Annotated in this window: 18 protein-coding genes (1 of these 18 cut by a window edge); all 18 read right to left on the reverse strand. The window is 48.2% G+C overall.

Translation table 11 applies throughout. The features are described from left to right. Positions 1-4,488, reverse strand: partial view of a non-ribosomal peptide synthetase/type I polyketide synthase gene (locus EDI28_RS09860; protein ID WP_128783693.1) — the 5' portion only. It extends 4,269 nt beyond the left edge of the window; the window shows 4,488 of its 8,757 coding nt (coding positions 1-4,488); its start codon is at positions 4,486-4,488; the stop codon falls past the left edge of the window. A gap of 281 nt (positions 4,489-4,769) precedes the next feature. Then, positions 4,770-5,744 carry a hydrogenase nickel incorporation protein HypB gene (gene hypB / locus EDI28_RS09865; RefSeq protein WP_128783694.1) on the reverse strand — a complete coding sequence of 325 codons (975 nt, stop codon included), beginning with the start codon at positions 5,742-5,744 and terminating at the stop codon, positions 4,770-4,772. A gap of 1 nt (position 5,745) precedes the next feature. Next, a complete protein-coding gene (gene hypA, locus EDI28_RS09870) occupies positions 5,746-6,087 on the reverse strand; it encodes a hydrogenase maturation nickel metallochaperone HypA (RefSeq protein WP_128783695.1) in 342 nt (113 codons plus the stop codon). A 79-nt stretch (positions 6,088-6,166) separates the two neighbouring features. Beyond that, complete coding sequence (gene hypE / locus EDI28_RS09875) at positions 6,167-7,159, reverse strand: hydrogenase expression/formation protein HypE (protein ID WP_128783696.1); 993 nt, start codon at positions 7,157-7,159, stop codon at positions 6,167-6,169. A gap of 29 nt (positions 7,160-7,188) precedes the next feature. Further along, on the reverse strand, positions 7,189-8,307 hold the full coding sequence (hypD, locus tag EDI28_RS09880; protein WP_128783697.1) for a hydrogenase formation protein HypD: 1,119 nt from the start codon (positions 8,305-8,307) through the stop codon (positions 7,189-7,191). After that, entirely contained in the window at positions 8,304-8,561 is a 258-nt protein-coding gene (locus tag EDI28_RS09885) for a HypC/HybG/HupF family hydrogenase formation chaperone (protein ID WP_128783698.1), read from the reverse strand. Before EDI28_RS09885 ends, hypD begins: the two co-directional genes overlap by 4 nt. Before the next feature lie 10 nt (positions 8,562-8,571). Next, on the reverse strand, positions 8,572-10,944 hold the full coding sequence (gene hypF, locus EDI28_RS09890) for a carbamoyltransferase HypF (protein ID WP_128783699.1): 2,373 nt from the start codon (positions 10,942-10,944) through the stop codon (positions 8,572-8,574). A gap of 67 nt (positions 10,945-11,011) precedes the next feature. Further along, positions 11,012-11,602, reverse strand: a complete 591-nt coding sequence (locus tag EDI28_RS09895) for a HupE/UreJ family protein (protein ID WP_128783700.1) — start codon at positions 11,600-11,602, stop codon at positions 11,012-11,014. 36 nt (positions 11,603-11,638) lie between these two features. Beyond that, complete coding sequence (gene fdhD / locus EDI28_RS09900) at positions 11,639-12,463, reverse strand: formate dehydrogenase accessory sulfurtransferase FdhD (protein WP_128783701.1); 825 nt, start codon at positions 12,461-12,463, stop codon at positions 11,639-11,641. Between the two features lie 108 nt (positions 12,464-12,571). Continuing rightward, positions 12,572-14,620: a sigma 54-interacting transcriptional regulator gene (locus EDI28_RS09905; RefSeq protein ID WP_128783702.1), complete on the reverse strand. Its 2,049-nt coding sequence runs from the start codon at positions 14,618-14,620 to the stop codon at positions 12,572-12,574. Positions 14,621-14,831: 211 nt separating this feature from the next. Next, positions 14,832-16,976 carry a formate dehydrogenase subunit alpha gene (fdhF, locus tag EDI28_RS09910; protein WP_128783703.1) on the reverse strand — a complete coding sequence of 715 codons (2,145 nt, stop codon included), beginning with the start codon at positions 16,974-16,976 and terminating at the stop codon, positions 14,832-14,834. Between the two features lie 25 nt (positions 16,977-17,001). After that, positions 17,002-17,550 (reverse strand): 4Fe-4S dicluster domain-containing protein, encoded by a 549-nt coding sequence (locus tag EDI28_RS09915; RefSeq protein ID WP_128783704.1) that lies wholly within the window; start codon positions 17,548-17,550, stop codon positions 17,002-17,004. A 224-nt stretch (positions 17,551-17,774) separates the two neighbouring features. Continuing rightward, entirely contained in the window at positions 17,775-18,248 is a 474-nt protein-coding gene (gene hycI, locus EDI28_RS09920; RefSeq protein WP_128783916.1) for a hydrogenase maturation peptidase HycI, read from the reverse strand. An 11-nt stretch (positions 18,249-18,259) separates the two neighbouring features. Beyond that, the gene (locus EDI28_RS09925) at positions 18,260-18,709 is read right to left on the reverse strand and encodes a formate hydrogenlyase maturation HycH family protein (RefSeq protein ID WP_128783705.1); all 450 of its coding nucleotides are present in this window, start codon (positions 18,707-18,709) and stop codon (positions 18,260-18,262) included. After that, positions 18,702-19,547 carry an NADH-quinone oxidoreductase subunit B family protein gene (locus tag EDI28_RS09930; protein WP_128783706.1) on the reverse strand — a complete coding sequence of 282 codons (846 nt, stop codon included), beginning with the start codon at positions 19,545-19,547 and terminating at the stop codon, positions 18,702-18,704. Before EDI28_RS09930 ends, EDI28_RS09925 begins: the two co-directional genes overlap by 8 nt. Continuing rightward, complete coding sequence (locus EDI28_RS09935; protein ID WP_128783707.1) at positions 19,544-20,092, reverse strand: formate hydrogenlyase complex iron-sulfur subunit; 549 nt, start codon at positions 20,090-20,092, stop codon at positions 19,544-19,546. Before EDI28_RS09935 ends, EDI28_RS09930 begins: the two co-directional genes overlap by 4 nt. Positions 20,093-20,103: 11 nt before the next feature. Next, positions 20,104-21,858: a hydrogenase large subunit gene (locus tag EDI28_RS09940; protein WP_128783708.1), complete on the reverse strand. Its 1,755-nt coding sequence runs from the start codon at positions 21,856-21,858 to the stop codon at positions 20,104-20,106. Between the two features lie 9 nt (positions 21,859-21,867). Next, a complete protein-coding gene (locus tag EDI28_RS09945) occupies positions 21,868-22,821 on the reverse strand; it encodes a respiratory chain complex I subunit 1 family protein (protein ID WP_128783709.1) in 954 nt (317 codons plus the stop codon).

The following is a 22,821-nucleotide window of genomic DNA, read 5'->3' on the forward strand; positions in this document are numbered from 1 at the left end:
CTGCTCTAATCGCTCTGGACGAAGGTTTTCAAGCTCTATTTCAATGTATTGGTGGCATGCAACATTGCCAAGCTCCAAGCTGCCGTTGCGACCAACCCAAAATGCCTGTTGTAAATCAGTTAAGGGGAATGGCTCGTAGCGATGATCCATATCCTGTTCAATCATCACGGTATTATTTTGCTCAGTCGCCGAAAACGCTATGTCATCATGCTTCTGACACTGTTTCAGTAAATAAGCACTCAATGACTCAATGCTGTCATACTGAAACGCATCTCGCACCGAAATCTCAAACCCGACCTGATTACGTAACGTCGATGTCAGTTCAATCAGCAACAGGGAGTCCAACCCTAGAGTTGGAAATGCACGCCCCGTTTCAGGAGCCTCAATTTTAAGCAATCGCTGAACCAAGCCACTGACGGTTTCCTGTAATTGTTCTTTCTGCTCTTGCGCTGGTAAATCAGCCAACTGGCTAAGAGTCAATACACCACGCTCGGTAAATTGAGTCTGTTGGTTCTTACACGTATCCACATTTTCGCGATTGTTCCAGTGTGAATACATTGGCGCAGTTGCAACAAGCTTTTTCACCGCACGACTAAACTCTGGCTCACGGCTATCGAACACCATAAGGCCATGGCTGTTTGGCATCGCCAACACGTTCAATGCCGAATCGGGATTTAGCAGGTTCAGCCCACTCGCTTGAATTTGGCTGGTAATGTTCTTTTGTTGCGTCAGCCCGCAATCCCACGGTCCCCACAGAATGGTTACAGCGGGCAAGCCTTTCTCCTGCAACGCCATTGCGGCATGCTCTTGCCATCGATTCGCGGCGGCATATGCCGATGTAAGTGGCCCATTAATCCAACTAACCATCGAGCCAAACAAGCAAAACTGCTTAAGTGGCAGGTATTCGGTCGCTTCGGCCAGTGCCATAACGCCATGAGTTTTAACTCGTAACGTTTGAATAAAAGCGTCTTCTTCAGCGTCAAAAAATGACGAATCACTCCCCGAATGGGCTGTATGGTAAACCAGTGTCGGTCGAATATTGTGCTGTTCCAAAGCATCCTTCAGCGCCTTGGCATCACAAATATCAACCACAATAACTTCGACATCAGCCCCCTTGTCGCGTAATGCTTTAATCGCTTTCTGCTGCAGTTCAGTGCATGAACGGCGCAGTATTAAACCAAAACTCCTTACACCCTGTTCAAGCAGCCATTCTCCGGTCACCTGTCCAAGCCCGCCATAACCGGCGATCAGGGCACTATCGTTACTAGAAAACGCCAATGACAAAGATGCTGAAGCGGCAATGGGTTCAACCACCGGCTCATAGAACTGGGGACCGCGCAACGCTAACACAGGCCCTGATCCCGGCAGCTGATTAAGCAAACTACAGACTGTGGCAATGGATTCTTCAGAGTCAAGATCCAAACATAAGTAACGTTTAGACTGCTCTTCGTTACATGCCGCCTGATAGAGAGAGGTCAATGCGGCTAAGGTCCAGTTGTGCTTATCGGAAATATCATTAATTACAAGCGCTTCCGGCAAAACAGAAATCAGAGGTAACGTTGCTTGACTATGAACACTGTTTATAAGTTTTAAGTGCTCTTTTGCCGCAATATCAAAGCTCGTCGCTAAATCATCCAGTTCCGTAACCGGTGACTGAAGATAAATGACCAAGTCAAAGCCTGACAGCATCTCCACTTCAGATAAGTGTGACAGGCAGATCGTTTGATGAGTAAGAACCGACAATTGCTTTAGCCAGACATCACGTTGATACTCGCCAATAAGCAGAATACGTAAACCATCACCAATCTTGCTGGGCTGACGAATAGTCGATAGCAATGATGACTGGGGCTGCCAGCGCACACGTTTTAAAGGTGGTAGTATCCGCTCGGTCTTCTTAGGCCAAACTCGAGTTACTTCAAATTGTTTCGGAGGAACCCTAACCCACGGAGCTAGACGCTGGCTGTAGTATTCTTTCAGTGGCGCATCCACACCGCAGCGAGCGGTCAACTCAAGTAACGACGCAAACTCTTTGTCGCCCTTCTGAATACCTAGAAATTGGGTGTCATCCGTGAATAATCCCTGATGACGGGCCAACCGTGCAAAACTACCATCAGGTCCTAAATCGACAACAACCTCAGGCGACAACGTTTCTGCACACTTCAGCGCTTGAGCAAACAAAACCGGAGAGCGTAATTGCTGCCACCAATAATTTTTATCCATTTCGTGGGCTTGCAATGGTTGGCCCGTCAATGTCGATATGAATTCAATGGATGGGTCAGTCACGGGCAAAGTAACCTCATCAAGCGCTTGTAAAAATGCCGCTTTAATAGAGTCCATGCTTTGAGAGTGAAATGCTTTTGTAACTGACAACCTCTTGGCTTTATCTGCATAAGCAGTAACAAACTCATTCACTACAGGGACATCACCACTGATAGTGATCCGCTCCGGGTGATTAACAGCTGCGATTGATAACGCAGACCAGCTCGACTGGATCGACTGAAACTCAGCCTGTGACATATTGACAGCCGCCATTGCCCCCGGTGGCGTTTGCATTTGCATCAGCTGTCCACGGCTGGCAACTATTGCAACAGCCGCTTCCAACGGAAGAAAACCTGCAACGACTGCGGCAGCGAACTCACCAATCGAATGGCCTACGACCGCTTTGGGTTTCCCCCCCCACGCCAGCAACTGTTGTGCCAGCGCAAATTGATACGTAAACAGAGCTGGCTGAGTGATATTCGTTTGCTCCAACAAAGAGCTCTCTTGAGGCGCAAATATCTCACTTTTGAGACTAGCCACACCATGTTGTGCAAACAAACCACAACAGGTATCAAATGCAGTTCGGAACTGCTGGCATTGGGAATATAGATGCACTCCCATTTCAGCGACTTGACTACCTTGGCCGCTGAATATCCAAAGGCCTTGATTATCCTCAGGTACTTTACTTGTGACGGCATGAGTCAACGCGGCCTGCAATTGCTCCTTGTTGCTCCCGCTCACCACCATTCGATACCGTTCGGCAGGGCGTCGCAATATAGCGGTACGAGCCACCGAATCGGCATTTTCACTCATTAAAGTATCGATATAATGATGGCGCACATGCTCTAAAGTCTCTTTGGTATGAGACTGAACCAACAATGTATGTACTTCATCATCTAGACACTGAGTGGAAGGCGGAGGACTCGGTGGCTGTGAAATGATCATATGGCAATTGGTACCACCAATTCCGAACGAGCTGACCGCAGCTAATCGGCGACCTTGATGTTCCCAAGGTTGGGTCTCATTAATAAGAAAGAATGGTGTATCGTGCAATTTTAAGTGTGGATTTGGAGGCGTTGCCCCCAAGGTGGCAGGTAAAACAGCATCTCGCACACTGAGTGTCGCCTTAACCAAGCTAGCAATACCAGCAGCAGACTCTAAATGCCCCAAATTACCTTTGATTGATCCAATACCACAGTACTGGTATCTCTGGGTATCCTCACGATATACGCTAGTGAGCGAATCAATTTCTACCGGGTCACCAATCAAAGTCCCGGTACCATGAGCCTCGACTAAACCAATCTCATCCGGTGAGACATTCGCAGCTGTTAAAGCCTGCCGAATCACATCCTGCTGCCCTAAGCCACTGGGCGCAGTAAAGCCAACTTTATCATTTCCATCATTTCCGACTGCCGATCCGACAATAACCCCATGAATATTATCGTTGTCGGCTATAGCATCTTCTAGACGTTTAAGGAGTATGACCCCTAAGCCATTTCCCGTGACGATGCCACTTGCCTTTTCACCAAACGGTCGACAGCAGCCGTCATCTGCAAAGATAGAACCTTCCTGACGATAGTAACCGAGGCCCTGCGGGAACGATATTCCGACGCCACCAGCCAGTGCCATATCGCATTCTTCATTTTGAAGACTTCGGCAAGCATAGTGGACAGCAACAAGAGAGCTCGAGCAGGCAGTTTGAACCGTTAGCGCAGGCCCAGTCAGACCAAGCTTATAAGCAACTCTTGTAGCCAGATAATCTTTATCATTACCAAGCAATTGAAGCATTGTGGTGGGGGTTGTTACTTGCTCCGCATGGGCAGTGGGTAAATATTTGTCGTAGCTGCTTTGTCGCGTCGAACCAAAAACGCCGACACATGCCTGCTGCCATTTTGGCAAAAGCACATACGGATAATTTCCGTCATCAAGAGCTTGAACACAAGCTTCAAGAAACAATCTTTGCTGAGGATCGATTAGCTCAGCTTCGTGATAGGAGTAGTGGAAGAATTGATGGTCAAACTGATCTGCTCCATCCACTTTTGTCCCTGCTCGCACAAAATCAGGAGAATGCCAAGATGAGGATTCAAGCGCCTCGCCAGGAAAGTCTTGCTGAGAAAAATCATGAATTGCACTGGTTCCATTTTTGATATTTTCCCAAAACTGAGAAAGGCTATTAGATCCTGGGAAACGGCAGCTCATGCCAATAATGGCGATAGGGTTATATGACATACACTATTCCTAACTAAATTTAGTTGGTGAATATACGTCAACAGGAAAAATGACAATGCCAGTGAACGGAGCTTTTTGGCGGTAAAAAGGAATTTATTAAATGATAATCATTTTTATTTGAGAGGGAAAGGAGGGGGAGATGAAACGGAAGGGAGAGACACAATATTCCTCTAGGACAAAGGAATATTGTGTATTAGTCACGGCAACATTCAGCCGACCCAAAAATCGTTACCGAGAAGTCTTACTTATAAAACGGCTGTCAGTCATGAATAAATCGGAGACTATCGCTGAGCCAAAGACTCTGTCAGCCAATTGCACCAAGCCTCCATCCCCTCGCCGGTTTTAGCCGAGACCTTAATGACCTGGATCGACGGATTTACCTTGCGGGCATTTTCAATACAGTCTTCAATTTTAACATCGACATACGGCAGCAAATCGACTTTATTGATCAGCATAAGCTCTGCTGCAGCAAACATATTGGGGTATTTTAGCGGCTTGTCTTCTCCCTCAGTCACTGACAAAATCACCACTTTGCTGGTTTCACCAAGATCAAAACTAGCAGGACATACCAGATTACCGACATTCTCGATAAACAACACTCCGGGCTCATTCATTGCTAGCTGATGATAGGCGTCATGGATCATCTTGGCATCCAGGTGGCAGCCTTTGCCGGTATTAACCTGGATAGCAGGAACTTCAGTAGCTCGAATCCGGTCGGCATCATTGCTGGTCTGCTGATCCCCTTCGATAACCGCACAAGCATGTTGGTGTTTCAGCTGGTTGAGTGTTTCCGTCAACAGTGTTGTCTTGCCTGAACCGGGGCTTGATACTAGGTTCAGTACCAACTGCTTGTTTGCATTGAAATGCTCGCGATTGTGGGCGGCCAGGTGATTGTTCTTGCCAAGAATGTCCTGCTCTAGCGTAAGCAGCTGACGCTGGGAAACGCCGGAAACATGCACCTCTGCCTCGCCCTTACCGTAATGCAAATCACCCTGTTGCGACATCTGCGGCTGATGATCTACCACAGGGTGCTGTTGGTGATTTTCTGGTTGCCCATCGTAATGAACATGATGATGCACGTCCCCTTGGTGATGATAATGATGGTGGATCACTACCGGCTGCGAGGTCATTCCCTCGACAATCTGATGTTCACCATGACTATGCCCATGATGTGCATGCTCTTGGTGATGATGGTGGTCATGATCATGCTGATGACCTTCAATCTGGCTATCCCCGCAGCCGCAGACATTACACATTTTACTCAACCTCTATATGTTTAATCATTAATTCTTCACCGGTCTCTATGACCAACTGGTAGCCCTGACAATTCGGGCAGCACATGCCACGGGCTGCCAATGTGACTGACTGCTGACAGCTCTGGCACCATGCTCGAGCCGAGATCATATCGATCCCTAGCATGGCCCCTTCAACCATGGTTCCACGACAGGCAAACTCAAATCCGGTTTGCAGCGCTTGCGGCTCGATACAAGACAATGTTCCAATTCCGAGGGTTACCGCTGTTACCCGTTTGAACCCTTGTCGCGTGGCATGCTCGACGACCGCATCAACGGTATTCAAGCTGATAGATAATTCATGCATTGCATATTCTCTGATTCCATCGACTTCTCTGACTCCATCGACTTCTCTGACTCCATCGACTTCTCTGACTCCACCGCAATTAGCAGATTCGCGGCAATAACTCACCATTGGGGAAATCCAAATAACGGCGGCTTCCCCAAGGGCTATTTAAAATGGTTTTATGGGGAGTATCTTGTGAGGCAAAACCAACAATAGCGGCATGCTCGGAGAACTGTTTCAAAATAGCTAATGCCTCTTGGGCTGCATCAGCAGGCACCGCCATGATAAAGGTTCCTTCATTGGCTAAATCGTAAGGTTCAAAGCCAAATAACTCGCATACCCCCATCACGTCATCACTTGCCACAACCGCCTCATCATCAAGCACAAGTTGTACTTGTGAAGCCTCGCACCATTCATTGAGCACCGCAGAGATCCCGCCTCGGGTGGCGTCTCGCAAGCTATGGATCGGGATTTCCTGTTCAAGGCAAGTATTGATCATCGGCCATAATGTGGCGCAGTCACTTTCAATCGGGCTCACTAGTTTTAAAGATTCACGCGCCGATAACACACAAGCGCCATGACAGCCAATATCACGAGAAATCAAAATTGCATCCCCCGGCTGAACATTACTGGCCGAGATCCCCGGCTTACGGATATGCCCGATACCGGTAGTATTGATAAACAACCCATCAGCGCAGCCTTTCGGCACCACCTTGGTATCGCCGCAGACAATCTTGGCACCCGAGACCTTTAACTCCTCAGCCATACTCTTGACGATAACTTCCAGCTCATCGAACGACAAACCTTCTTCGATAATGAAGCCACAACTGAGATACTCCGGCTCGGCTCCCATCATCGCCAGGTCATTAACGGTACCGGCTACGGCCAACTTGCCGATATTGCCCCCGGCAAAGAATAAGGGCGACACGGTAAAACAGTCGGTCGTCATAGCGATCTCACCCTGACAGTTCAGTACGGCTGCATCCTCATTCCGCAGGAGAATGTCATTACCCAGGTGGCGAAAAAACAGATTGGTGATCAACTGGTTCATCTCTTGACCACCGCCACCATGACTAAGTTGTACTCGTTTCATTTTATTTTCCTTAAGCATCGCTCTGTCATTTAGCATCGGTCGGCATAGCGGTAATAGGCATTGCAGGCACCCTCAGAGCTCACCATGCAACTGCCCATCGGGCGATTAGGTTTACAGGCTTTGCCGAATACTTTGCATTCTTGAGGAGTCGCTAAACCTTTAAGAATATCGCCGCAGCGACACTGCTTATGATCGGGGGTATCAATATGGGTGAAATGCCCGGCAAACTTCACTTCGGCATCACGATGACGAAGGGCCGGCTTTAGCTGCAGGGCCGAGTGAGGAATATTGCCCAGCCCGCGCCAGTTGAACTGTTCGCGGATATCGAAAACACGATCGACCTGACTTTGAGCGGCTTCATTGCCCGCATAGGTCGCAGCACGACTGTATTGCAACTGCAATGCCACTTGATGAGATACCGCCTGTTCTACCAACATCAGAACAGATTCCAAAACATCGACAGGTTCAAAACCGCCCACAACCAATGGCACACGGTAGTTATCTATAATTGGCTGATAAATTTTAGCGCCACTGATCACGCTGACGTGTGACGGGCCAATAAAAGCATTAATCGGCGACTCGCCGCCAGCCAGTACCGCCTCCATCGCAGGCATCACCAGCACATGGTTGATATGGAAAAACAGATTATCTAACTGCTGCTGTTCGGCACACTCCACCAATACAGCGGTCATCGGAGTCGTCGTTTCAAACCCAATAGCAAAATAGACCACCTGCTTATCGGGATTGTTTCGGGCAATTTTAAGCACATCCATGGGATCATAAATAGCTTCAACATTACCGCCCTCGGCACGGCATTGGGCCAGAGTGCTTTTCGAACCGGGCACCCGGATCATATCGCCAAGTGTAACCAGCACAACACCGGGCAACCGGGCCAGTGCAATTGCCTGATCTATCCGCTCTTTGGGCATAATGCACACCGGACACCCAGGACCATGCACAAACTGAAGATTATCTGGCAACAGTTGTTTCAAACCATACTTCATGATGGTGTGGGTATGGCCGCCGCACACCTCCATGATATAGAGCGGCTTCTCAAGCCCTGCCGCACGCTGCGCAATTTTTCCAGCAAGAGCCTTAACAACATCCGGCTGACGAAAACCCTGGTACAGATCTTTTAGTGGCATCATTGCAATAGCACCTTTATATCATCTTCATCCATTTCAGCCAGAAGCTGACGATAAGTTTCGAGGCTTTGTTGTGCCTCCTGCTGATCGATTTTGCTGATGGCAAAACCAACATGGATCAAAACATGATCACCGGCGGCCAAGGGAGCCGAAATCAGATGAGTGCTAACTTGTCGCTGTACACCCAAAGTGTCGACCAGTGCAGAACATTCATCCGGATAAACTTCTAAAACATTAGAAGGAATACATAAACACATTATTGCCTCGTTATATGTGCAGTGCGGAAGACCCGCTCAAGCCCTTTTCAGGCTGATGGGTGGCATACCAAAGTTGCCCAGCAGCGATACCCCCGTCATTCACCGGGATGGTTTCGCCGCAATAAATTGAATTCGTTAACTCAGACAGTTGTTGATAAACCAGATCGAGCAAAACTCGATTTTGGAAGACCCCGCCAGAAAGCACGACGGGATAGGTAGGAAAAGAAACAGCCACTGTTTTAATGTTATGCGCGATTGCTTCAAGCAGTCCTCGGCTGAGAAAGCTCACCAACAGCGACCATGTATCTGGCTGCGTACCTGACGATAGGCCAGACGGGGCTGCCGCAAGCAGCGACAATGCATTATCGAGCAGAGGCTGCCAATCAATCATATTGGTTTCGGCAAGCTGAAATTCCATCGCGACAGAACCCGTCGCTGCCAATGCCGCCTGTTCAAGCAACAAGCCGCATTCACCTTCATAGTCAACAGAATCAACCAACCCCAACAGGCCTGCCCATGCGTCAATCAATCGCCCCATTGAAGAGGTATAAGGCGAGCTATTACCTGACTGCCAAAGCTTAAATAGGTTATCCATTTTGCTCTCGGACCACGCTTTAAATACCGCAAGCCCCATAGCTTTGATCTCACTTAAGGTGTAACACTCAAGCAGCATTGCAAACACGATACGGGCAGGTGATTTAATGGCTTGTTCCCCCCCTAACAATCGAAATGGGCGCAAATGAAAAACCTGCTTAAAATGCCGAGGGGAGCTCAGCAGCACCTCGCCACCCCAGACAGTACCATCATCGCCCCAGCCAGTTCCGTCAAAGGCAAAACCCAACACAGTCTGTTTAATCTTGTGCTCCGCCATAACGGCCAATATGTGGGCATGATGATGCTGAACCTGATGCAGAGACATAGCTGGCGAGGCCTGCTGCTGACGCTCAATCGCATATTGTGTTGAAACATATCCAGGGTGCCTGTCGCAGACAATCTGTTCCGGTTCAACCTGATACAAAGACTCAAAGTGACGGATTACAGCCAGATAGCGATGCTGAGTATCAATATCATCGATATCGCCAACATAAGGCGATAGGATCCATTGCTGAGCCAAGGACAGACCAATTGCGGCTTTCTGCTGGGCTCCCATCGCCAATATTGGCCGTACAGATCCATTATCTGGCTGACTATACGGCGCATATCCTCTTGCCATTCGCATCACCCGGCACTTTCCGCCGGCAAAATGAACCACGCTGTCATCGCAGGGCTGAACAATCGGACGGTTGTGATCCAACACACCGTCAACCAAGTCGCCCAACTGATCACTAACCTCAGCGAATTCCGTCGCCATCGGCATACCAGAACCGTTAGCACTGGTAAGCACAATAGCCCGATCAAGATGCTCAAACAGCAAAACATGCAACGGTGTGTAAGGAAGCATTACGCCCAAGTACGGTACGCCAGGGGCAATATTGGCAGCCAAGCTAGATTGAGGTGCAGCCTCTTTTTCCATCTGCACCTTTTTCTGCATTAAAACAATCGGACTGGCTTGAGACTGCAGTATGTCCCACTCCTCGGCCTCTCCGCTTACCAATTGCTTGGCAGCATCACCATTTGCCACCATGACCGCAAACGGCTTGCGCTGTCGACGCTTGATTTGGCGCAGACGCGCAACAGCATCACTATTGCTGGCATCACAAGCCAGATGAAAACCACCAAGTCCCTTAATCGCGATAATCCCGCCTTGTCGCAAGGTTCTAGCTGCCATAGCAATCGCAGATGCTTTGTGTGCCAACACCTCGCCGGATCCCGACACATAGCGAACTCTCGGACCGCAGTGGTCACAGCTAATTGGCTGGGCATGATAGCGCCGGTCCAGCGGATTTTGGTAAGCCTGCTGACAGGGCTGGCACAACGAAAACGTCCGCATTCCGGTAACCGCCCTATCATAGGGAAGTGCTTCAACAATGGTGTATCGGGGGCCACAATGGGTACAGTTGGTAAACGGATAACGGTAATAACGCGAGGTCGGATCGGCAATATCTGCACGGCAGTCCTCGCATATTCCCTGATCTGGCGAAAGACACACGCTAGTCAGTGACCTCCCCTTGCTTTGCTCAATAGCAAACGACGTAACATGGTGCAGCGGGCGCGGCCAGACAGCAACCTGATCAATCCGGCTAAGCGGCGGAGCTTGCAGTGTTAGTTCTGAGATAAATTCATCCAACTGATCAACGTCCCCCTGCACGTCCACTTTTACCCCTTCGGAGTCATTGATTACAGAACCTGCCAACTGGTGACGAATTGCCAATTGATAGACAAACGGCCTGAATCCAACCCCCTGAACAATACCTGTAATATGGATAAACCTACGCTGCTTCATGTTTGCCACTCGATACACACCAATCTGCTTACTAACTAACCGCCGCTAAAATCACCAGAGATCCCAGTTAAGAAAACAATAATGAACCGCCAAATACCGTCATGCTCATTCCGATACCAAACCCAACCGCGTTCAGGATCACTCGGTTTTTCATGCAGCTAACAGCAAGCTGTACTAGGAAAATTCCAAACATATGCAACATCGTCGTCGCTAGCACAAAGCCTGAAAAGTAATACATAGCCTGGCTATCTAGCGGCATTTCCATGCCATGGGCCATGCCGTGAAACAAGGCAAACCCCATGACTAAGGCCAGCGTAGCTTTTTCTGACAAACGCGCACCGGAGCATAACAATATCCCCATCGCAACCACAGACAGCGCAATACCAATTTCAACGCCCGGCATCACCAGTCCAGAAACTCCCATCATTCCGCCAACAATCATGATGGCAACAAAGGCTAATGGCAGACGGTAGCGTGCCTGACCGCCAAAAAGTGCAGCGAGCATGCCAACCCCTAGCATTACGCTCAGATGATCTATCCCTGTCAGCGGATGAATGAATCCACTTTCAAATCCATGCGTACCAATATGGCCGGGATGAGCCAGCGCCAATGGTGAGAACAACGCAAGCAAGCCGGATAATAAATATTTCTTTTTCATGTCGAATGCCTTCTTAAATAAATAGAGAAAATAGTGTTAAATCATGCCGAAAATACGTTCAGGGTGAGCATAGACATCAGCGCGGCCGGGACGGCAGTAGCCCAGCAAGGTCACGTTGAGTTTTTCAGCCAGCTCGACAGCCATTTTGGTCGCAGACGAAATAGCAAAGAGGATTTCAACCCCTGCTGCGCCCACCTTTTGGACCATTTCAAAACTGGCACGGCTGGTTACCAATACCGCCCCGCCCTCGAAATGATGGCGATGGATATACCCCACCAGTTTGTCGAGCGCGATATGGCGACCTACATCTTCGAAAATCGCCTGAATCTGTCCGTCATTATCGAGATAGACCGCTGCATGAGCCGATCCAGTCAACTGGTTCAGTTGTTGTTTCAGCAATAGTTGATTCAATGCTCCGTCAAGGTGACAAATATCAAACTGAGTGTTTGAAGCCAGCGGTGTCAGAGAACGGCACACGGATTCCAACTTTTCCTCGCCACAAATACCGCAACCAGTCATTCCCGCCAACGAGCGACGTTTCTGTTTCAGGTTAAACAGGCAGCGGTTGGCAACACTGACATCCACAGTAATTCCGTTGCAGCCCGGAGAAATATCAATGTTATGGATATCTCGATGATGCTGGATAATGCCCTCGGACAACGAAAAGCCAATAACAAAATCCTCCAAATCATTGGGAGTGCACATCATTACGGTATATGCGATACCATTAAAAGTTATCGCTACTGGCATTTCTTCTATTATGTAGTCCATATCTTGCCAACTCTGTTTTCCTTTTCGAAAACGGACAATCGGCAATTCACTGGCGTTAGTGAACGCCGAAAAGGAAAGCAATTCGCTCATACTTAAACTCAACTAATATTATTTACAACCGAAATAGGTCTTAATGATTAATGACTACTATAATTAGGCGTAATAGTCATAATCAATTCGAAATGAATTCATTTAATTTCATCCAATCTCATCCAAATAGTCATGACTCTTAATACCCATTTTTTGCATTCTTGATAATAACGTTGTTCGTTTCACACCTAATTTAACTGCAGCACCTCTTGGCCCGGCAATTATTCCGTTACTCTCGCGCAATGCAGAGATAACAGCATCTCGGTCAAATATATTATCGCTCGCTGGTAATATAGGCTTAGATTTAACCATTTTATTATTTAAAGAACTGATCGTGATAAGTTCTTCGGTAGGAACACTCAGTACATTTCCTCGCGTCAAGATCACCGAACGCTCAATAAAATTACGCAGTTCACGTACATTTCCCGGCCAAGGAAACTTAGACAGGGTATCCAATGTTTCGGCAGCAATCGCAGTAATATCTTTACCCATTTTTTTCGAGATAACCCGTGTAAAGTGTTTAACCAACAAGGGAATATCTTCAGGGCGTTCGCGTAAAGGCGGGATCTTGATTGGAAAGACATTCAATCGATAATACAGATCACTTCTAAAACCTTTGGATTCTACCATCGACAAGAGATTGGCATTAGTCGCAACCACTATTCGTACATCAACCGATATCAGCTGATTTTTTCCGACACGCTCAATCTCATTTTCCTGCAGTGCCCGTAATAACTTAGGCTGTAGATCAAGCGGCATATCACCAATTTCATCGAGAAACAGCGTCCCTTTATGGGCTTGTTCAAATCGTCCGACCCGTTGGCTTATCGCTCCGGTAAAAGCCCCGCGTTCGTGGCCAAACAATTCACTTTCAAACAAACCAGCAGGCACTGCTGCGCAATTCATTTTGACCATTCGGGTATTGCTACGACGACTTAACTTATGGATAGCCTGTGCTATCAATTCTTTACCCGTTCCTGACTCCCCTAAAATCAATACCGTACTGTCGCAGTCTGCCACCATGGCGACTTGATCCAGTACCTTGTTCATCACCTCGCTCTGGCTGATGATGTCATCGAAAATCGCATGATCCATGTAGCTTTCTTCAATATTGATATAGTCTGTTGTCGGGATTGTTTTTGAAATCGCCTCGTGAACCTTCAGGCTGTGCATCGCCAAGGCAACCCGAGCAGCTATCTGCAGAAACAGCTCGACGTCATGAGGCGGATAAGGCTTATCTTCCCGCTGCATATAGCAGATATACCCTATCGTGCTGTTGCGAAAAACCATTGGCACAACACAGGCACTTTTTGCCGATAGAGGAAAAAAAGGGACATTATTGTTAAGGCTCAACTGTTGTATTGTCAAAGCGCTCAAAACGACAGGCTTATTCTTTTCCACTGCATCCTTAATCGCGTCATCATTGGAAAAGAAATGGCTTCGATAATCAATTTTACCATCACTATAGCCACAATAATCCTGTCCGTAATGGCCATCATGAGTCTGAATAATTGATAAGTCACTCATGGAAAAGTGCTGATATAAGAACTTCAATAGCGATGTGATTAACTCTTTTTTCGTACTACGACTGATCACTGCGTTGGTAACATCAACCAACATTTGAAAATTATTGCGCTCATCACTTATCTGCTGAGCAATATTAGAGGCCAATTCATGTTCAATAATATGCTCAACCATGGAGGTGATCATATTAGTGAACAACTTGAACTGTTTCTCTGAATAGTTATCATCTTTGATTTCCACATTAATGAACTCTATTGAACCGAGTTGTTTACATGCAGAAACTAGTGGTACTTTACAATAATTATCAATATTACTATAAGCTGGATGCTCAATTAGTTGGGGATAACTAAGATATAACGCCTCGCCTTGTATTCGATGAGTACAACCATCATTAACAATACTATGAAGTGAAAGACTATTCTGATTATACTGGTAACACTGAAGATCATTTTCCTGGTCAAAGAAATATAAGACAGGCAATGCATCAAGATCACTTTTCAAAATAATATTGACTCGGTCTACCTTGATGAAGGATAAATCATCATTATTTAGAAACGTCATCAAGCCTGAAATATCATTGCTCGATAGCAGGGCTTTCGATAAATTCATCAAATCACTTTCAAAGTGTTCCATGGTCCGGTCATCTCGCACAGTTAATTCAAATGACTGATAAATATCTACCAGCCCTATTTGTCATACAATTTTGAGCTATCTATCAAGATAGGCATTGATCTGCATCAACAAGAACAAAACACAACTATCTGATATTTAAGTATCTTTACAAGGTGACACTCAATAAAAGTGGTTTCCTTGGCAGTTCAATACCAAGGAAACCCACTAATCATTACGCATTCACGACATGATTTTTCAAACGGGCTTTCAAATTACTGTACTCTGTCTGTACATAATTCTCGGCCCACGCCTGATCATCAATCTGCTCGACTTTCACCGCACAGTATTTGAACTCGGGCGTGCTGGAAATAGGATCAACATGCTCAATAGTGAGTTCATTACATGCGCCTATCCACCATTGGTAAGTCATGTAAACCACACCCATGTTAATGCGATCATTGCAACTTGCCCGGGAAATGACCTTACCGCGACGAGATGACACCCAAACCAACTGCTGATCATCGATACCCAGAGCCCGCGCATCATCCGGATGCATTTGCACGTAACCCGGTTCATCAGCCAGCGTCTGCAACGCCGCACAGTTACCTGTCATCGAACGGCATGAGTAGTGACCGACTTCACGCACGGTAGACAATACCAATGGATAATCATGATCGGGTTGCTCATAAGGTGGCCGCCACTCAGCAGCAATTAGCCTGCCCTTACCCGATGGCATAGTGAACTTATTCCCTTCAAACAAGAATGACGTCCCTGGGTGATCCTCGGTCGGACAAGGCCATTGCACCGATTTCAGCCCAGACATTTTCTCGTAGGTCGCTCCGGTATACAACGGACATAGACCGCGCAGCTCATCCCAGATCTCCTCGGTGTTGCTGTAGGACATCGGGTAGCCCATTCGGGTTGCCAGCAAGCTGAAGATTTCCCAGTCAGGCTTAACGTTCGGCGGTGGTGTCACCGCTTTGTAGAAGCGCTGGAAACCACGGTCAGCACTGCTGTAAACCCCTTCGTGTTCGCCCCAGCTGGTTGCAGGGAAGATCACGTCCGCCATTTCAGCGGTCTGCGTCATGAATATGTCCTGAACAATCACCAGTTCCATTTTATTCATCGTTTTACGCAAAGCAGCCAAATCAGCTTCAGTTTGAGCCGGATCCTCGCCAAAGACATAGAATGCCTTACAGATCCCTTCATCAACTTTGTGGCCAATTTCAGTCAAGCGATAGCCCGGCTTGCCAGACAGACTTACACCCCAGGCATTTTCGAACTTATCACGAATACTGTCATCGGCAACGTCTTGGTAGCCTGGGAACTGATGCGGCAGCATGCCCATATCACAGGTTCCCTGTACATTATTCTGGCCACGAACCGGGCCACAGCCCACACCACGACGGCCAAAATTACCGGTTATCAAAGCCAACGAGGCCAAACCACGAACGACATCAACAGCCTGACCGTATTGCGTTACACCCATACCCCATAGGATCATGGCTTCTGGTGCAGCAGCATAGGTACGTGCAGCCTGACGGATTTCAGCCGCGGTCAAACCCGTAATCGTTTCAACCGATTCCGGCGTGTAGTTGGCAACCAGCTTGCGGAACTCATCAAAGCCTTCAGTATGCTTCTGAACATAAGACTTATCATATAAGTTCTCTTCTATCATTACATTGGCCAAGGCATTGACCAGTGCCATGTTCGAACCGTTTTTCTGCTGCAACCACTGATCTGCCACTCGGGCCGACTCAATTTTACGCGGGTCGCAGACAATAATTTTCGCACCTTTAGCACGTGCTTTTAGAATGTGTCTTGCTACAACCGGATGAGAATCAGCCGCGTTGTAACCGAATATAAGCAAACATTTGGTATCTTGAATTTCGGGAATGGCGTTGCTCATAGCACCATTACCTACTGTTGTCTCCAGACCGGAGACTGACGGCGCGTGTCACACCCTGGCGCAGTGATCGACGTTGTTGGTTCCGATGACCGCCCTTGCAAATTTCTGCATGACATAGTTGGCTTCGTTACCCGGACCTCGGGCTGAGCCTGTTGTCATAATCGCATCAGGGCCAAATTTGTCCTTGATAGCGAGAAGCTTCTCACTGGCAAAATCCAGTGCTTCATCCCACGATACCGCTTCCAGTTCGGCATCTCGGGTACGGCGAATCATAGGTTGCTTGAGTCGCGGTGTCAGTAGGTTGGTATCATTAAGAAAATCCCAACCATAATAACCTTTCAGGCAAAGCTGACCTTCATTAGTACGGCCATCAGCCGGTTCAGCAGCAATGACTTTGTCATTCTCAACCACCAACTTCAGTTTGCACCCAGTACCACAGTAGGGACAAACGACAATTGATTTTTTCATATTAGCCTATTAAATAATCTATTTATCAAAGAGAAGGAACCACAACAGCACCCAAAGCAGCCGCTTCACGTTTCTGTTTGCTGGTTTCATTCAGTGTTTCGGGCTCTATGATCTGTATTGCACCCGTCGGACAAACCTGTACACAGGCAGGTCCTTCTTCTCGGTGGCTACACAAATCACATTTCAATGCCTGGGATTCAGGCACCTGGCGCTTAAACAACCCGGATCCTTTGGTATCCTCAACCATTTTCGTCACGACATTCATTGCCCCATATGGACAAGCAATGACGCAGGTTTTACAACCGATACAGCGAGACTGCACCACTTTGACGTGGCCATCCTCAAGGACAATCGCATTATTGGGGCAAACCTGAGCACACGGAGCATCATCACACTGGCGACACATTATCGGTGTTGTCACTTGTGCGTTCTTCACCAACGTCAATCGCGGTGAAAAGTCAGATGGATCCAAAGCGGCAAGCGAGCTCTCTGCCTGATGAGAAATCACGCACGCCACTTCACAGGTTCGACAACCAATACACAAATTTGGATCTGCAAATACAAACCGGTTCATGGTGTATCCCTTGTAGAAATCGACACATCGAAGCCAAAACTGTGACCTCGCCCCTATTAAGCATGTAGTGTGCCAACAATATACAAATAACAATAAATATTGTAACCCACTAAAAACAAAAGGATTAATAAGAAAAGCCCAGCTTATACTGGGCTTTGTATGAATGTCGATACACAATGTCGACAGCTTTCGTCAAAAGTGTCGAAGAGTATCGACACGTTTCGTCAGCAATGTTCGAAACTATCAGCGCCCTGCCAATCCGACAGCTTGGTATAGACTGCCGACACAGCCTCTTCCACCATCTCGGTCAGCGGAAATGAAAAGGCAACAATTGCGGGCTGAATTCCAACAAAGACCACCTCGGGAACAAAGGTTTTCAGCTCGTCAATCAAGAAACTCAGCGGCAGGCTGTGGGTCGATACCATGAACATATCGGCGATGGTATCCGGATCGATAATCCGTACCGTTCCCGCCGTTTCACCGATATCCGCAGCATCAACCACCACCACACGTTCCGGCATCGCCGTGCGTATCAAGTGCAGACAATCTTCGGGCATTGCCCCGCCTTCCATCACCTCCCAACCTGACACCGGCTGGTTTCTTAGCCTCTCGGCCAACAGCGGTCCTGCACCATCATCACCCATCATGCTGTTACCCACGGTCAATACGATCTGTTTGCCCGTTGTTGCTGTTTGCATCTGAATATTGCTCACTGGCCACCTCGAATCATCATGTACATACTCGGTTCGTGGTAAATCGCCGTCAGAGCACGAATAAACCCCTTCGTCAGGCGCATAGACATTTCTGACTGTTCGTCGGATGAAATGGCATCAAAAGCACAAGCCAGCATATTAAGGTGATCCGGATAAATGGTGATTTCGCCGAACACCAGAAACCCCTGCATTTTCCGAAAGGCTTCACTGTCTTCGGGAAGCCCCTTAATCCACGCCAAATATTCTTCACCACTGCACTCCAATACGGCATTCAGGCAGTCCACTACCCCAAGGTGATGACCAATAGCCAAACTGTAATACATGATCTGCCTGGCTTCTTCCGGCACATCGTAGCTTTCATCGACAAACTTACGACTCAGACTATAGAAATAGACATGCCCCTTGATATGACGTGACTGTGCCAGCTCAGTGAATGCCTCACTCATCGGCCGTTACCTCACGCGGTTTCACCTTTTCTCCTGTGCTATTCGAGCAACCACTTAGCCCGGTCAATGCCTCCATGGTTTGACTCAGCAGAATATTGACGATTTCAGTTAAACGCGGATCATCTTTTTTAGTCAAATAAGCTGCTATCTTGCTGTCGACATTGTCAGCACTGCAGGTTGCCAGCACATCCATGACTTCATCAGCAATACGTTGTCCTTGCACGTAACCAGCCAAGAGGCGGGCTTGGCGCTCAATCATCACCTTGATATCAAGCGGAATACCGGTATGTTTCAGGCTCGCTTTCTGTACCTCTGGCTGATGGGTTTTGGCGTGAAGTTTTTGATCCAGCAGGCCTAGCGCCACAGCAAAACCGTAAATGGTTGCCGCGGGGGTTGGCGGGCAACCCGGAATATAGACATCGACAGGTACAATCTTGTCAGTCCCGCCCCACACGCAATACAAGTCGTGGAAAATACCGCCGTCGCAACCGCACGCCCCGTAAGACACTACAATTTTAGGATCCGGTGCAGCCTCGTAGGCACGAAGGGCCGGTGCGCGCATGGCGCGGGTAACGGCTCCCGTGAACAAGAGGATATCGGCATGACGCGGAGAGGCGACAACCTTGATACCAAAGCGTTCGGTATCAAAAACCGGTGTTGTGGCTGCAAAAATTTCAATTTCGCAACCATTACAACCTCCACAATCGACGCGGTAGACATAAGCCGAGCGACGGATTTGTTTAATCAGCGCATCTTTCAGTTGCTGACTGTTTGGCGCTTGAGCGACAGGAACGGTTTGGGTATGCGCTGTTCCGACCAGCTGTTTGATACCTTTCACAATTCCTCCTCAAGATAACGTAGATGACTGATATTTTCGCTGTCGAGCATATTATTACTGCGACGGCATTCCGGACAGGTTTCCAACTGCTGACGACGCAGCTTTAGCTGTTCCCCTGTTACCCCGCTTTGCGCCAGAGTATCTAACACATACTCCAGTAATTTACGGGCCACAAACGGGCGTCCGCACTGACAGCAGTCGGCCAGACTGAACACCGCCTCTTCATACAGATCTTCTTTGCGCGTTACCGCCAGCTCGAAATTCTGCGACAGCGTAATGGCCTTAGTAGGGCAAACCTCTTCACAGCGACCACAGTAAATACAGCGCGCCATTGACAGTTCCCAGCGGCGAGTCCCCGTTTTTACATCGGTTTCCATGATCAGGGCATTGGCAGGGCAGGCACGGGTACAGGCACCACAAGACAGGCACTGTTCGGCATCCAATTCGGGCTTACCGCGGAAATCTTCACAGACCTCAAGCGGGGCAAACGGGTACTTCTTCGTTGCCTCACCGGTTTTAATTACAGTTTTTAATAGCTTAAACACATGGCCTCCTGCTACAGCTTGAATGGTGAGTGCTTGCGGTTAATGCTGTACTGCTCAATCGCTTTATACGGGATGGTTTTGCTGCGCTTTTTCTTGGTATCGACAATGGTGACACGGTCGGTACAGGAGTAGCACGGATCAAGGCTACCGATGATCAGCGGAGCATCGGCAACGGTATTGCCGCGCAACATATAGCGTAACGTCGGCCAGTTGGCATAAGTTGCGGCACGGCAACGCCAACGGAATAGTTTCTGGTTATCACCCGTCATACTCCAGTGAACGTTCTCGCCACGCGGTGCTTCGGTAAAGCCAAGCGCAAACTTGTTCGGCACGTAATCAAACCCTTCAGTCAAAATCGCCCCAGCAGGCAGGTGATCAAGGCCATATTCGACAATATTCAATGAATCAAAAACTTCGCCGATCCGTACCATCACACGCGACTGAACATCACCGTTTTCCATGCTCTGCAGTTCAAAAGGGACATCACCGTAAGATTCCAGCGACTGGCCGTGGACAATACGCGCATCACGCTTAAAACCACTGGCACGAATGAGCGGGCCTACCGGGCTAAAGTCACGGGCAATATCTTTGGCAAGAATACCGACCCCGGCAATACGACTCTCGATATTGGGGGTGGCAAGCAGTACATCGACTAATTCAGAAAAGGTCTTACGTACTTCGCGTACTAATGCGATACCTTTTAGGCGCTGGTCTTTTAAGAAATCACGACGAACACCGCCAATGAGGTTCATCCCGTAAGTCTTACGGGCGCCGGTGAGCAGTTCAGCCAGTTCCATGGTCTTTTCACGGACGCGGAAAAACTGCATAAACCCCGAATCAAAACCGACAAAGTGGCTCGACAGACCGATATTAAGCAAGTGGCTATGCAGACGTTCCACTTCAAGTAACACGGTCCGGATCATCTTGGCGCGAAACGGTACATCGACCGACAAGGCGTTCTCGATCGTATTGCTGTAACCGACGCTATGCGTAAAACCACAAATGCCGCAGACCCGATCAGTTAACTGGGCGACTTCCTGGTAACCCATGCGGGTCTCTGCCAGTTTTTCCATCCCGCGGTGAACATAGAACATCCGGTAATCGGCATCGACAATGTCTTCGCCGTCAACAAATAGGCGGAAGTGTCCAGGCTCATCTGACGTAATATGCAACGGGCCTACCGGCACAATACGGTTACTGTCATTACCCAACTGGTTGTCAAACTGATAGGTTTCGGTCTCTGAGGTTGGTTGCGGACGCTGACGGTAATCCATCGCATCTTTACGTAAAGGGTGAAGATCTTCAGGCCAATCATCAGGCAATACCAAACGACGTTCATCTGGCAACCCGACCGGATGCAAACCGTACATATCACGGACTTCACGCTCGCCCCACACGGCAGCAGGGATCGTCGGTGTCACCGAAACAAACTCCTGGCAGTCCGCATCAACCAAGACTTTTACGGTTACCCAGCTTTTTACTTCACCTTCCATAGAAAGTGAATGATAAACCGCAAAATGCCCATTCAAGCTGCGTTCATCGTTACCAAACGTTACGGCTAGCCAGCCGCCCTGATCGTAATAAAGCCATTTCATGACTTCGACCAACGCCGTCATTTTGACCGTTATTGTCACCTGGTTTTCAGTCTGCCACTCTTCATCAATAATGGCTGACGGGAAGAAGTGATTGACGCCATCGACATACTGTTTACCAATCCGACCCTGTTGTGGCTTGGTGCTATATAGTTCAACTGTATTGTTTGTCATTACCGTTACTTACCAACCAAAAATTAAAAATACCAGCGCCAATACGGCCACCAGGAAAGCAGGAAAAATTGCGCGGTGAATTTTCATGAAACGAAAACGTGCCATGGTGTTTTCGGCAATACCGGCAATCAGGAACACCACCAGCAATTTAATGAATAAGATAACGAAGGCAGCAAACAAGCCGTCAGCATTCAAACTCGCCGCTTTTCCCCAAGGAATGAAAATAGCCAAAAATAGCTGAGCAACAACAAGTTGTTTGAGGCCAAGGCCCAGCTTTACCATCGCCAGACTGGCACCAGAGTATTCCGTCACCGGTCCTTCCTGCAGTTCCTGTTCGGCTTCTGCACTGTCAAACGGCAACTTGCCCATCTCAATAAACAACGCAAACGCACAGATAACACCGGCCAAGATAATCGTTAGCGGTTGGTGCCACGGGGTAGTTGCCAGCGCATGACTGATATAACCCAAGTCAGTTGTCCCGACTGCCAGTGCCACCACCACAATCGTCAGGATCAAAATAGGTTCTACCAGAATGCCGAGGGTGAGTTCCCGGCTGCTGCCCAATCCGCCAAACATACTGTTGGAATCAATACCCGCCAGCGCAAAGAAGAAACGAAAAATCGCCAGCAAATAGATATCGGTAATAATGTCGCCTGAAATAGGAAACGGAGATACCTGAGTCACGGTTGGCAGTGCCATGCCAATGAGTAGCATGGTGACAATTAACACCCACGGCATGATCCAGAAGATAAACCCGGCATTGGAGGGAGCAACAGACTGGCGACGGAGTAACTTGGCAATATCGCGATAATCCTGCAAAATCCCCGGCCCTTTGCGCGAGTGAATTTTGGCGCGAAGTACCCGAGAGAACCCGGAGGCTAACGGCGCAAACATTAACATGAGCATTGCTTGTGCGACGGCCAACACAATCCAGCCGGAAGCTGGCATTTCAAGTGGAGACAT

The sequence above is a fragment of the Photobacterium chitinilyticum genome (assembly GCF_004104355.1).
GTDB lineage: Bacteria > Pseudomonadota > Gammaproteobacteria > Enterobacterales > Vibrionaceae > Photobacterium > Photobacterium chitinilyticum.

What these genes read in the sequence shown, in the direction of transcription:
- hypB (WP_128783694.1), bottom strand. Translation starts at nt 5,744, where the DNA reads ATGTGTAATGTCTGCGGCTGCGGGGATAGCCAGATTGAAGGTCATCAG.
- hypA (WP_128783695.1), bottom strand. Translation starts at nt 6,087, where the DNA reads ATGCATGAATTATCTATCAGCTTGAATACCGTTGATGCGGTCGTCGAG.
- hypE (WP_128783696.1), bottom strand. Translation starts at nt 7,159, where the DNA reads ATGAAACGAGTACAACTTAGTCATGGTGGCGGTGGTCAAGAGATGAAC.
- hypD (WP_128783697.1), bottom strand. Translation starts at nt 8,307, where the DNA reads ATGATGCCACTAAAAGATCTGTACCAGGGTTTTCGTCAGCCGGATGTT.
- EDI28_RS09885 (WP_128783698.1), bottom strand. Translation starts at nt 8,561, where the DNA reads ATGTGTTTATGTATTCCTTCTAATGTTTTAGAAGTTTATCCGGATGAA.
- hypF (WP_128783699.1), bottom strand. Translation starts at nt 10,944, where the DNA reads ATGAAGCAGCGTAGGTTTATCCATATTACAGGTATTGTTCAGGGGGTT.
- EDI28_RS09895 (WP_128783700.1), bottom strand. Translation starts at nt 11,602, where the DNA reads ATGAAAAAGAAATATTTATTATCCGGCTTGCTTGCGTTGTTCTCACCA.
- fdhD (WP_128783701.1), bottom strand. Translation starts at nt 12,463, where the DNA reads ATGAGCGAATTGCTTTCCTTTTCGGCGTTCACTAACGCCAGTGAATTG.
- EDI28_RS09905 (WP_128783702.1), bottom strand. Translation starts at nt 14,620, where the DNA reads ATGGAACACTTTGAAAGTGATTTGATGAATTTATCGAAAGCCCTGCTA.
- EDI28_RS09915 (WP_128783704.1), bottom strand. Translation starts at nt 17,550, where the DNA reads ATGAACCGGTTTGTATTTGCAGATCCAAATTTGTGTATTGGTTGTCGA.
- hycI (WP_128783916.1), bottom strand. Translation starts at nt 18,248, where the DNA reads ATGCAAACAGCAACAACGGGCAAACAGATCGTATTGACCGTGGGTAAC.
- EDI28_RS09925 (WP_128783705.1), bottom strand. Translation starts at nt 18,709, where the DNA reads ATGAGTGAGGCATTCACTGAGCTGGCACAGTCACGTCATATCAAGGGG.
- EDI28_RS09940 (WP_128783708.1), bottom strand. Translation starts at nt 21,858, where the DNA reads ATGACAAACAATACAGTTGAACTATATAGCACCAAGCCACAACAGGGT.
- EDI28_RS09945 (WP_128783709.1), bottom strand. Translation starts at nt 22,821, where the DNA reads ATGTCTCCACTTGAAATGCCAGCTTCCGGCTGGATTGTGTTGGCCGTC.